11 protein-coding genes are annotated in these 11,954 nt (G+C 60.0%); 4 read left to right on the forward strand and 7 right to left on the reverse strand.

The window, feature by feature from the left end; all coding sequences use genetic code 11:
• Together TU82_RS26540 and TU82_RS26545 are read left to right on the forward strand one after the other, a co-directional pair.
• Positions 1-3,306, forward strand: a 3,306-nt coding sequence (locus TU82_RS26540; protein ID WP_057726226.1) for an RHS repeat domain-containing protein, incomplete at its 5' end; no start/stop codon positions are given.
• Complete coding sequence (locus TU82_RS26545) at positions 3,303-3,635, forward strand: hypothetical protein (RefSeq protein ID WP_057726228.1); 333 nt, start codon at positions 3,303-3,305, stop codon at positions 3,633-3,635. The genes TU82_RS26540 and TU82_RS26545, both read left to right, overlap by 4 nt.
• 85 nt (positions 3,636-3,720) lie before the next feature.
• Here TU82_RS26545 and hemB read toward each other — a convergent pair whose 3' ends face one another.
• From hemB to TU82_RS26560, 3 genes are all read right to left on the reverse strand, one after another.
• Entirely contained in the window at positions 3,721-4,695 is a 975-nt protein-coding gene (gene hemB / locus TU82_RS26550; protein WP_016977356.1) for a porphobilinogen synthase, read from the reverse strand.
• A 117-nt stretch (positions 4,696-4,812) separates the two neighbouring features.
• On the reverse strand, positions 4,813-5,643 hold the full coding sequence (locus TU82_RS26555) for a PhzF family phenazine biosynthesis protein (RefSeq protein WP_057726230.1): 831 nt from the start codon (positions 5,641-5,643) through the stop codon (positions 4,813-4,815).
• 2 nt (positions 5,644-5,645) lie between these two features.
• The gene (locus TU82_RS26560) at positions 5,646-6,344 is read right to left on the reverse strand and encodes a glutathione S-transferase N-terminal domain-containing protein (RefSeq protein ID WP_057726232.1); all 699 of its coding nucleotides are present in this window, start codon (positions 6,342-6,344) and stop codon (positions 5,646-5,648) included.
• Positions 6,345-6,594: 250 nt separating this feature from the next.
• Between TU82_RS26560 and TU82_RS26565 the strand changes: the two genes are divergently transcribed.
• Both TU82_RS26565 and TU82_RS26570 read left to right on the forward strand, forming a co-directional pair.
• Positions 6,595-7,296 (forward strand): hypothetical protein, encoded by a 702-nt coding sequence (locus TU82_RS26565; protein ID WP_057726233.1) that lies wholly within the window; start codon positions 6,595-6,597, stop codon positions 7,294-7,296.
• 58 nt (positions 7,297-7,354) lie between these two features.
• The gene (locus tag TU82_RS26570) at positions 7,355-8,410 is read left to right on the forward strand and encodes a permease (RefSeq protein ID WP_057726236.1); all 1,056 of its coding nucleotides are present in this window, start codon (positions 7,355-7,357) and stop codon (positions 8,408-8,410) included.
• Positions 8,411-8,597: 187 nt separating this feature from the next.
• Here TU82_RS26570 and mnmH read toward each other — a convergent pair whose 3' ends face one another.
• From mnmH to TU82_RS26590, 4 genes are all read right to left on the reverse strand, one after another.
• Positions 8,598-9,701, reverse strand: a complete 1,104-nt coding sequence (gene mnmH / locus TU82_RS26575) for a tRNA 2-selenouridine(34) synthase MnmH (protein WP_057726238.1) — start codon at positions 9,699-9,701, stop codon at positions 8,598-8,600.
• The gene (gene selD, locus TU82_RS26580; RefSeq protein ID WP_057726239.1) at positions 9,701-10,735 is read right to left on the reverse strand and encodes a selenide, water dikinase SelD; all 1,035 of its coding nucleotides are present in this window, start codon (positions 10,733-10,735) and stop codon (positions 9,701-9,703) included. Before selD ends, mnmH begins: the two co-directional genes overlap by 1 nt.
• 95 nt (positions 10,736-10,830) lie before the next feature.
• Positions 10,831-11,580: a TerC family protein gene (locus TU82_RS26585; RefSeq protein ID WP_057726241.1), complete on the reverse strand. Its 750-nt coding sequence runs from the start codon at positions 11,578-11,580 to the stop codon at positions 10,831-10,833.
• Between the two features lie 28 nt (positions 11,581-11,608).
• Positions 11,609-11,860, reverse strand: coding sequence for a hypothetical protein (locus TU82_RS26590; RefSeq protein WP_057726243.1), 252 nt, complete (start codon positions 11,858-11,860; stop codon positions 11,609-11,611).
• Positions 11,861-11,954 lie beyond the last annotated feature (94 nt).

An 11,954-nucleotide genomic window follows, 5' to 3' on the forward strand; every position in this document is an offset into this window, starting at 1 on the left:
GTGGACGTGGATTGCGGGCTGGGGCTTGGCTGGAGTCATGCGCTGGCGCACAGGCTTTCTGTGTCGGGCGATTCGGTGGTGTGGACCGACCATGAGAATCGCTCGACCACCCTGCCCTTGCCGACGGCTGCTCGGCCGGCGATTACCAACAGCCTGGCGGAAGCGGCGATTTATTTGGGGTCTGCGCCGGATGAGTTGGTGCTGGCCCAGTCTTCAGGGTTTTATCACTTCCACGACGGCGTGCTGACGGCGATCAGCGATGCGTATGACAACCGGTTGCGGATTTTCCGGGATCGGTTGGGGCGTATTGAGCGACTGGATAACGGTGCCGGGCGCTCGCTTTTGTTGCGGTATGAATTCGACCGCATCGTCGCGGTGGACTACCAGGTTCATCGCGCCAAAGGCCATGAACCCTTCGCTTGGGTGACCGAGCAAAACGTCGTTTCCTACAGCTATGACGACGCCGGACGACTGGTATCGGCGACCAATGCCGTCGGTGAATGCGAGGTTTATCGGTACGACGAGCAGCACGTCATTCTTGAGCGGCAATTGGCCGGTGGGGCGAGTTTCTTTTGGGAATGGGAACGCGCCGGCAAGGCGGCACGCTGCGTCCGACATTGGGCCAGTTTTTCGCAGATGGACACGCGCTATGCCTGGGCCGATGACGGCAGCGTCAACGTGCACAACGCCGATGGCAGCCAGGAAGTTTACGTGCATGACCAGCGTGCGCGACTGGTACAGCGCATCGATCCCGACGGCGCCCGGCATTTCAAATCCTACGACGACAAGGGCCGACTGACCGTCGAGCAGGATCCGATGGGCGCGGTGACGGCGTATCAATACGACGACGCCGGACGCGTGATCGCGCTGTTTCCGGGGGAGGATGAGCCGACGTCCTACGAGCATGACAACGGCTTCGTACGGGTTGTGCGGCGCGGTGAATCGGTCTGGAAATACGAGCGTAATGAGCAAGGCGATGTCATCCGCAGGATTGATCCGGAGGGCAACGCGACCGACTACAGCTACGACAAACACGGGCAACTGACTGGGGTTTGGTATCCCGACAACAGCTGTCATCGGCTGGGGTGGAATGAACGCGGGCAGTTGCTTGAGGAGCAATTACCGAATGGCGGGATCAAGCGCTATCGCTATGACGATCTGGGGCGGCAGGTTGCGCGCGAGGATGAGCATGGCGCGCTGACCCAATACCAATGGGACGCGGTAGGACGCCTGCTGAAACTGACCCAATCCGACGGTACCTATCGGGAATTCAGCTACAACCCCTACGGCAAAATAATCACCGAACGCGATGAACTCGGCCACGTCACCCGCTACGAATACGCCGACGGCCTGCACCTGATCAGCCGCCGCATCAATGCCGATGGCACCCAGGTCAAGTACCGCTACGACAACGTCCGCCTTTTGCTGACCGCCATCGAAAACGAAGTCGGTGAAACCTATCAACTGGACTACCACCCCAACGGCCTGATCCGACAGGAAACCGGCTTCGACGGCCAACGCACCGCCTACGCCTACGACCTCAACGGCAACCTGCTGGAAAAAACCGAACACGGCGACGACGGCAGTCAGCTGGTTACCCGCTACGAGCGCGACCACGCCAGTCGCCTCGTACGAAAAACCCTGCCCGATGGCAACACGGTCGACTACACCTACGACCGCCAGGGCAACCTCCTCAGCGTCGAAGACGGCCACTGGGCGCTGGCCTACGAGTACGACAAACAAAACCGCCTCACCGCCGAGCACCAAGGCTGGGGCACCCTGCGCTACGGCTACGACGCCTGCGGGCAGCTGAAAAATCTGCGCCTGCCGGACAATAACCGCGTCACCTTCAACCACGACAAAGGCGGCCACCTTGCCACCGTCGAGCTGAATGACAAGTTACTGACTTCCCACCTCTTCCACGCCGGTCGCGAACACCAACGCCAACAAGGCCAACTGCTCAGCCACTACCACTACGACGACCAAAACCGTCTGCACGCCCACGCCATCACCCAGCAGCAAAACCACCTCTACCAACGCCAATACGACTACGACAAAGCCGGCAACCTCACCCGCCTGCTCGACACCCGCAAAGGCGAACACCGTTACCGCTACGACCCGCTTCAGCGCCTGACTCGCGCCGATCACTCCCAGGACGTCCAGGAGCGCTTCGCCCACAACCCCGCCGGCAATTTACTCATGCAGGACAGGCCGGGGCCGGACATCGTGGCGGGCAATCGCCTGATGATCCAGGGCGACCATCATTACGACTATGACGCCTTTGGAAATCTAATAAGAGAACGGCGTGGCAAGGGTCATGCACTCGTCACCGAGTACCGCTACGACTGCCAGCACCGGCTGATCGAAGTCACCCAACCCAACGGCCAAAAAGCCAGCTATCGCTATGACCCGTTTGGTCGGCGAATCAGCAAAACCCTCGAAGAGAAAACCACAGAGTTCTTCTGGCAAGGCGACAAGCTGATCGCCGAACACCATGCCGATCGCCATCGCAGCTACCTCTACGAACCCGACAGTTTCCGTCCGCTGGCCTTGCTGGAAGGCTTCGGTCCAGAAGACGTGAAGTCCTACCACTACCAACTCGACCACCTCGGCACACCGCAGGAACTCACCAGTCCCGACGGAGAAATCGCGTGGTCCGCCCACTACCGCGCCTACGGCGAAATCAGCCGCCTCGACATCGGAAAAATCGACAACCCACTACGTTTCCAAGGCCAGTACTACGACCAGGAAAGCGGCCTGCACTACAACCGGCATCGCTACTACCATCCGGATATTGGTCGTTACCTGACGCCGGATCCGGTGAAGCTGGCGGGTGGGATAAATGCATACCAATATGTAACCAACCCAACGGGATGGTTAGATCCACTGGGACTTAGTCAATGTCCTGGTGAATGCGCGTCTGTTAAAGGAGCCGAAGACCCGGCACACAATGCAAAATCCGAGGAAAACGAACCCACGCCGCCTTCACCTGAGAATGTCGAGTGGACAGCTCATGGCTATAAACACAGCCCTTCAAAGAAAATGCCTTGGAAAGAAATTTTGGCAGCAACAAAATCCGGCCCGGCCAAGTACAAGCCAGGGATAGACATTGAAAATTTAGAACGAGAAGCCTATAAAAATGGCAGAACGGCTACCAATGGCAAACCGTGGAAGGTGATGGAGTATCCTGACAGCATTGGCGCCAGCGAGGGCCTACCCAGCCGCTGGGTACGCATTGAGTTGAGTGCGAGAACGATTCATGGCCATCCTATCTCAGAGCAAGAATTCCGGAGACTCACCAAATGATCTCGTTAGACTTCCTGCAAGGCAAAATTACTTACGATGAGTTATCTATGTTGCAGGACTCCGGGGTTGAGCATCAAGCTCACCATCTGAAGGAGGACATGTTGCAGGTGGAATATCCAGACGGTTTCCTCATAGATGTGGGCTGGTATCCTTCATTCGACGCAAACGGCCACTTTCAAATCAGGGTTGTCAGGGACTATGAGTGGGACCTTCCAGCGTTGACGCTGACTGCGCAAACAATTGACGCATTAAAAGAGGTACTGGTTCTCGCTCAAGGTTCGATTAATACAAGACGTCAAAAAGAAGCCACCTCATTGATCGCCTCATAACACACTCAATTGATTGCCTTTCTGCACGCCTCTACCTGTGACGAGCAAGCTCGCTCGCCACAGCCAGGTTAAGCAAGCAGCGCCCTTAAATCCCCGCCAACGCCAAATCCATCGCAAAATACGTAAAAATCAAATCCGCCCCCGCCCGCTTGATCGACCCCAACGTCTCGCGTACCACGCGATCCTCATCAATCGCTCCGGCCTGTGCGCCAAACTTGATCATCGCGTACTCGCCGCTCACCTGGTACGCCGCCACCGGCAGGCGTGAGGCTTCGCGGATGTCGCGGATGATGTCGAGGTAGGCGCCGGCCGGTTTGACCATCAGCGCATCGGCGCCTTCCTGCTCGTCGAGCAGCGATTCGCGTACGGCCTCGCGGCGGTTCATCGGGTTCATCTGGTAGCTTTTGCGGTCGCCCTTGAGGGCGCTGCCGCCGGCTTCGCGGAACGGGCCGTAGAGGGCCGAGGCGAATTTGGTGGAGTAGGCCATGATCGGGATGTGGGTGAAGCCGGCATCGTCCAGGGCACGGCGGATGGCCTGGACCTGGCCGTCCATTGCCGCCGAGGGCGCGATGACGTCGGCACCGGCGCGGGCGGCGGCCACGGCTTGTTTGCCGAGGTTAACCAGGGTCGCGTCATTGTCGACGTGGGCGCCATGCATCACGCCGCAATGGCCGTGATCGGTGTATTCGCAGAAGCAGGTATCGGACATCACGATCATTTCCGGCACGGCGTCCTTGATGATCGACGACATGCGCGAGACCAGGCCGCGTTCCTTCCAGGTATCGCTGCCGCTGGCGTCCAGATGGTGGGAAACGCCAAAGGTCATCACTGACTTGATGCCGGCGCGGGCATAGCGCTCGATCTCGCCGGCCAGCTTTTTCTCAGGGATGCGTAACACACCCGGCATACTGGTAATCGGCACGAAGTCGTCGATTTCTTCTTCGACGAAAATCGGCAGCACCAAGTCGTTGAGCGTGAATTCGCTTTCCTGGAACAGGCCACGCAGCTCCGGGGAGCGACGCAGGCGACGGGGGCGGGCTTGGGGGAACTGGCTGGTCATGGCTTTCCTGAAAAAGTGGCTGAAATCTTTGGGGCCAAAGCTTATGCCCCTGGCCCCGACGGCACAAATGCCGAGGGGTCAACAGTGTATTGCGCGGCGCGTAACAATTGTATTGATCTAAAGCTGTAAACGCCCTTCGATGCAGACGGCAACGGCGCCGCCCACCCAGATTTCATCGCCCTGGCGCTCGATACGAATGCGCCCCGCTCGCCCCATGGCCGTACCTTGGCTGACCACGTAGCGCTCCGGCGCCAGACCCTCGCTGAGCAACCACTGCGCAAGACCGGCGTTCAGGCTGCCGGTGGCCGGGTCTTCCGGAGCACCGTCGCCGGCAATGAAGGCGCGCACCTCAAACTGTGCGTCCTCCACATCGCTCGGCGCGATGACGCCGACCGCCAAGCCGAGCAACTGCGAGTAATCAGGCTTCAACGCCAGTACAGCCTGGTGATCCGCCAGCATCACCGCCAGCCAACCGGCGCCGTTATCCACCCACTGGCTACGCACTATAGCGTCGGGCGCCAGGCCCAGCCCGAGGCGCACACGCTCCAGCAGCGGCTCCTCGACAACGCCCGAACGCAACAGGGGTGGCGCGATAAACGCCAGTTCGTCGCCTTCGCGTCGAATGCGTACCAAGCCGATTTCACACTCCTGAATGATTTCTTGCCCACGCGGCACACCGCCTGCGTGCAACCACGCGTGGCAACTGCCCAAGGTCGGATGCCCGGCAAATGGCAGTTCCTGGGTGGTTGTGAAAATTCTCACGCGGTAGTCGGCATCTGGGGCACGGGGCGTCAGCAAAAACGTGGTTTCGCTGAGGTTGGTCCACTTGGCGAAGTCGGCCATCTGCTGGTCCGTCAGGCTGTCGGCACCGAGCACCACGGCAAGCGGGTTGCCTTTGAGCGGCACACGGCTGAATACATCCAGTTGTTTGAAATCGAAAGTCGGCATGCTCAGCTCGGAATATTCAGGCCACGGATCACCGCTGGACGCGCGACAAAGCCATCCAACGCGCGCAGTACGTTAGGAAAATCGGCGATGCCCACCAGGTCGCCCGATTCGTAGAGGCCGATCAGGTTGCGAATCCAGGGGAAGGTGGCGATGTCAGCGATGCTGTAATCGTCGCCCATGATCCAGGTGCGGCCCAACAGGCGCTTTTCCAGAACCTGGAGCAAGCGCCGCGATTCGGCGGCATAACGGTCGCGCGGGCGCTTGTCTTCATAGGCCTTGCCGGCGAACTTGTTGAAGAACCCCAACTGCCCGAACATCGGGCCGATTCCGCCCATCTGGAACATCAGCCACTGGAGAGTTTCGTAGCGGGTGGCCGGATCTTCGGCGAGCAATTGGCTGGTCTTTTCCGCCAGGTAAATCAGGATCGCGCCGGACTCGAACAACGCCAGCGGCTGACCGCTGGGGCCATTGGGGTCGATGATCGCGGGGATCTTATTGTTGGGGTTCAGCGACAGGAACTCCGGGGACAACTGGTCCTGGGTGTCGAAGCTGACCTTGTGCGCCTCATAAGGCAGGCCCAGTTCTTCAAGCATGATCGAGACTTTCACCCCGTTGGGCGTAGGCAGCGAATACAGTTGCAGGCGCTCCGGGTGCTGGGCGGGCCATTTGCTGTTGATCGGGAAAGCGGCAAGTGCGTTCATCGGGAAATCCCTGGGCGTAAACCCCCATGATAGTCATCTGCTCGTCGTCATGCATGGGTCATCATTGCGCAACATTTGCGCACTAGAGTCCCACTCAGGCGAACCAAAGCACTCGACTGCACTCTTAACAGCGCCCGAACGGTGAATGGAGGCACCTTGCTACATCGACATGGAATACCGCAGGACGCTTGATGCGTCACTGGGGCCGGGCCTGTCCGCCATAACCCGACGCAAGAAGACTCGAACCTAAATGAAGATCAAGCCTCTGCGCCTTGTGCAACACATCAAACACTATTCATACATCATGTTACCGCTGCTGCTGGTCACGGCCGGTATTGTCACGGCACTGGATGCCCGTGAAAGCCGCGCGCAACCGGTGGACGGCGTGCAAACCCTGGTCTTCCTGCGCCACGGCGAAAAACCGGCCGGAGGCTTGGGCCAGCTCAATTGCCAGGGCCTGAACCGTGCGATGAACCTGGCCAGTGTATTGCCGGAAAAATTCGGCAAGGCCGATTTCGTGTTCGCCGCCAACCCGACGCGCAATGTCGAGGAAGGTGAACTGGACAACTCCTACAGCTACATTCGCCCGCTGATGACCATCAGTCCCAGCGCGATCAAGCTGGGCCTGCCGGTCAACATCAAGTTCTCAGCCAATGACACCAGTGCCCTGGCCGACGAACTGGTCGAGGACAAGTACCACAATGCCACGATCTACACCGCCTGGTCCCACGGTTACCTGCCGGAGTTGATCAACAAAGTCGCCAGTGAAGCGGCCGGCGAAAAGCACACCATTACCGACGATTGGTCCGGTAACGACTATGACTCGCTGTACGTGCTGACACTCACCTGGCACAACGGCAAGGCCTCGCTGCTCAGTCGCAACTATAAGCAGGGGCTCAATAACGGTAATGAAACCTGCCCGGATCCGACCCAGGTCAGCGCAGATACCTGAAGGTTGAGCGCCAGGCGCGTATGATGCTGCGCTATTGACTCATCGGCGGATCCTCTCCATGTCCAACCTCGCTTCTGCCCAGCCCAACCGGGGCTGGTCGTTCTGGTGCAAACCTGCCCTGTTTCTCCTGGTGGCCTGCATCGGCCTCTACTATGTGAAATGGTCGCCCTACTACCTCAAGGCGTTTGTAGCGGCGGACAACCACAGCATCGGCGCCTCGATTCTCAATGACCAGCAAAGCTCGCCTCTCGCGGCGGCACTGGCCTATGCCCAGGTGTATTTCCTGGCAATCTGGAAAGCCGCCGTACTGGCGGTGATCCTCGGTTCGCTGCTGCAGGTATTGATCCCTCGCGACTGGCTGCTGCGTCTGTTCGGCCGCGCCGGCCTGGGTTCGACCCTGCGCGGCGGGCTCTTCGCCTTGCCGGGGATGATGTGCAGTTGCTGCGCGGCACCGGTGGCGGCAGGCATGCGCCGTCAGCAGGTGTCGGTAGGCGCGGCGCTGGCGTTCTGGATCGCCAACCCGGTACTGAACCCGGCCACGCTGGTGTTCATGGGGTTTGTGCTGGGTTGGGGCTTTACCGCGCTGCGACTGGTGGCGGGGATTGTGCTGGTGGTGGGTGTGTCATTGATCGCGCAGCGTATTGCACGTCCGGACCAGGTGCCCGAAGCGGCGCTGGAGGCGGTGGCTGATGTCAGCACGGTCGAGTCAGAACCCTTCCTGTCACGCTGGTTACGCACCTTGTGGCAGCTGTTCTGGAGCACCATCCCTGTGTATATCCTGGCGGTGCTGATCCTCGGCGCGGCAAGGGTCTGGCTGTTCCCCCATGTGGACGGGGCGATGGCCGACAGCCTGGTGTGGCTGGTTCCGCTGGCGATTGTCGGCACGCTGTTCGTGATTCCGACGGCGGCCGAGATTCCCATCGTACAAACCATGATAACCCTGGGCATGGGCACCGGCCCGGCCGTCGCCTTGCTGATGACCTTGCCGAGCGTGAGCCTGCCGTCACTGCTGATGCTGCGCAAGGATTTCGATGCGCGCGTGCTGGTGACGGTGGCCGGGTTGACCATGCTGATGGGGGTGGTGTGCGGATTGATCGGGGCGGTGATTCTTTAGATTTCAAATGGGCTGACGGCCTTTCGCGGGCTTGCCCATACACCGCCGTCTGTAGGAGCGAGCTTGCTCGCGAAAAACGTCAACGATAACGCGTGCTTTCTGAATGAACGCGGTGCCTGCGAGTTTTTCGCGAGCAAGCTCGCTCCTACAAAAAAGCCTCCGCGAAGGGGTCTTTCAAACCTGCCAATCAACTGCGCCGAACATCACGCTCACGCAAGTATTCCACCACCGCCCCTTGCTCCCCGGCGAACTCGATCCGCGCGCCTTTCTTTTCACGCTGAAACGCATACATCGGGTCGTAATACTCGCGCAGCAAGCCTTCGATCCACACGCGGTGCAGGTCCACTGCTCCGCTGCGGGTCTGTTCCGCCAGGGCGTCCTGCAAAATCGCCTGCAGCCGCTGGAAGCGCTCGCCGCCCAGGCGCTTATGGATATTGGCCAGGCTCTGGGTCAGACGTTCGGCAAACAAGGCTTGGCCATTCTCACCAAATACCGCAATGAACTCGGCGCACAGGTCGACCACGTAGTCCTTCAGGATGCGCTCGACACGCCCCTCGACGCTGTCCTCCAGCCACACCATCGGGAACGCCTGCATACCTTTGTGCAGCGGCAGCGGCAGCGCGCAGCTGCCGATCATGCGGCTCTCGTCCTCGACCACAAACTGTTCGATGCCCGCCGCGCGCTTCTTTAGCAGGTCGACCGCGAGACGGTTCTCGAAGTCGATCGTGGACGGCTGCGCCGTGGCGCGCTTGCCGAAGCTGGAGCCGCGATGATTGGCGTGCCCCTCAAGGTCCAGGGCGTTACGCAACTGCCCCAGCACTTCGGTCTTGCCGGTGCCGGTCATGCCGCCGAGCAAGACGAAATCACAGTCGGCAGTGGCCTGCTCAAGCGTGTCCAGCAGAAAGGTGCGCATGGCCTTGTAGCCACCACCGACACGCGGATATTCGATACCCGCTTCGATTTTCAACCATTGCTGCACAATCTGCGAGCGCAGCCCGCCGCGAAAGCAGTACAGGTAACCCTCCGGATTAGCCTGGGCAAACTGCGCCCACTGCTCGATACGTTCAGCCTTGATCGCGCCGGACACCAGCTGATGGCCCAGCACGATTGCAGCTTGCTGGCCCTGCTGCTTGTAGCACGTGCCCACCCGCTGGCGCTCGTCGTCAGTCATCAACGGCAGGTTGACCACGCCAGGAAACGCGCCCTTGGTGAATTCGACCGGCGCGCGGGTATCCATCATCGGCCGGTCGTTGAGGAAGATGTCGCGGTAATCGGTGATGTCAGTCGCCATCAAACCACCTCTACCGCGTGGGTCTGTCGCTCAAGCAGTTCGCCGATTGGTTCGAGGACCAGGCCCAGTTCAGCGGCCACTGCGTGAAACTCGGCGTCGCCTTCGGGGGTGACGGCAATCAGCAGGCCACCGCTGGTTTGCGGATCACACAGCACGCGCTTGTGCAGCTCCTGTACACGCCCAAGCTTGCCGGCGTAGCTGTCAAAGTTGCGCAAGGTGCCACCGGGTACACAGCCCAGGTCCAGGTAGTACTCGACGCCAGGCAAGCGTGGGACTTTTGCATATTCGATGCGGGCCGTGAGGCCACTGCCGTCGGCCATTTCCACCAGGTGCCCGAGCAGGCCGAAACCGGTGACATCGGTCATCGCCGCGACACCGGCCAATTTGCCGAAGCGGCTGCCCGGCTTGTTCAGCGTGCACATCCAGTCGCGGGCCAGGCCGATATCCGCTTCGCGCAACTTGCCCTTCTTTTCCGCAGTGGTGAGGATGCCGATGCCCAAGGGCTTGGTCAGGTACAGCTTGCAACCGGCGGTGGCGGTGTCGTTACGTTTCATATGGCGCTTTTGCACGATGCCGGTCACCGCCAGGCCGAAGATCGGCTCCGGCGCGTCGATGGAGTGCCCGCCCGCCAGCGGGATGCCGGCGGCGTCGCACACCGAACGGCCGCCACGAATGACTTCCCGGGCAACTTCCGGCGCCAGCACATTCACCGGCCAGCCAAGAATGGCGATGGCCATCAACGGGTCGCCACCCATGGCGTAGATGTCGCTGATGGCATTGGTGGCGGCAATGCGGCCGAAGTCGAAGGGGTCGTCGACGATCGGCATGAAGAAATCGGTGGTGGAGACCACGCCGCGCTCCTCGTCGATGGCGTACACCGCCGCATCATCGCGCGAGGCATTGCCCACCCACAGGTTGGGGTCGAGGTTCTGTGCGCCGCTGCCGGCAAGGATCACTTCCAGGACCTGGGGCGAAATCTTGCAGCCGCAACCCGCACCGTGGCTGTACTGGGTAAGGCGAATCGGCTCGTTCATGGGGGGACCTCAAGCTATCAAGTGGGCCGATTCTAGCAGACAGCAAAAGGCCGGCTGGGCTCATATGAGCGCAGCCGGCCTGTTTGTGTCAGCGGTTACTGGCGGGCAGCGAGCAAACGCTTGTGGCGATTACGCCGTGCAATGTTCAGGCACTCGATGGCCGCCGAGAAGGCCATCGCCGCATACACGTAGCCTTTTGGCACATGGGCGCCGAAGCCTTCGGCGATCAGCGTCATGCCGATCATGATCAAGAAACCCAGGGCCAGCATCACCACAGTCGGGTTGTCGTTGATGAACTTGGCCAAGGGTTCGGCCGCCACCAGCATCACGATGACCGAGGTCACCACGGCAATGATCATGATCGGCAAGTGTTCGGTCATGCCCACGGCCGTGATGATGCTGTCGATGGAGAACACCAGGTCGAGCAGCAGGATCTGTCCGATGGCCGCGGCAAAACCGATGGCAACCGTATTGCCGACGCTGGCTTTTTCTTCGGGCTCCGGGTCCATGCTGTGATGGATCTCGGTGGTTGCCTTCCACACCAGGAACAAACCACCGGCGATCAGGATCATGTCCTTCCACGAAAAGGCCTGGCCGAACACTTCGAACACCGGTGCCGTCAGTTGCACGATAAAGGCGATGGTACTCAGCAGGCCCAGGCGCAATATCAGCGCCATGCTGATGCCAATGCGCCGCGCCTTGGCCCGGTGCTGCTCAGGCAGCTTGTTGGTAAGGATCGAGATGAAGATCAGGTTATCGATGCCCAGCACGATTTCCATGACGATCAAGGTGGCCAGTGCGACCCAGGCGGTGGGGCTGGCGGCCAGTTGTAAAAGATAATCCATAGGTCAGTCCTGACGTTGTGCTGGGAAATTAGGTTTCTTGGGTGTTCGATTCAGCGTCTTCTTTTTCCTGATCATCCTTTTTCTGCGGGCTGATCAAGCCTTGGGTCGCTTCACTCAATGCCTGTTGGGCGGCCTTCTGGGTGTCATCGATGGCTTGCTTGGCCGATTCGGTGGCCTTGCCCAGCACCTGCTGAGTGCTCTTTTCGACCTGATCACAACCGCTGATCACCACCAATGAAAGCGCAAGCAGCGACACCGCGCCCAGGGAATTGAGTTTCATGATGTATTCCTCGTTAGAACCATTGGGGCCAAATAGTGGCCTTGCGATAACGAGGCATTCTATGCAGATGGACAGTTCAGGAAAATTCGTATTT

It is taken from the genome of Pseudomonas orientalis (assembly GCF_001439815.1).
Lineage (GTDB): Bacteria > Pseudomonadota > Gammaproteobacteria > Pseudomonadales > Pseudomonadaceae > Aquipseudomonas > Aquipseudomonas orientalis.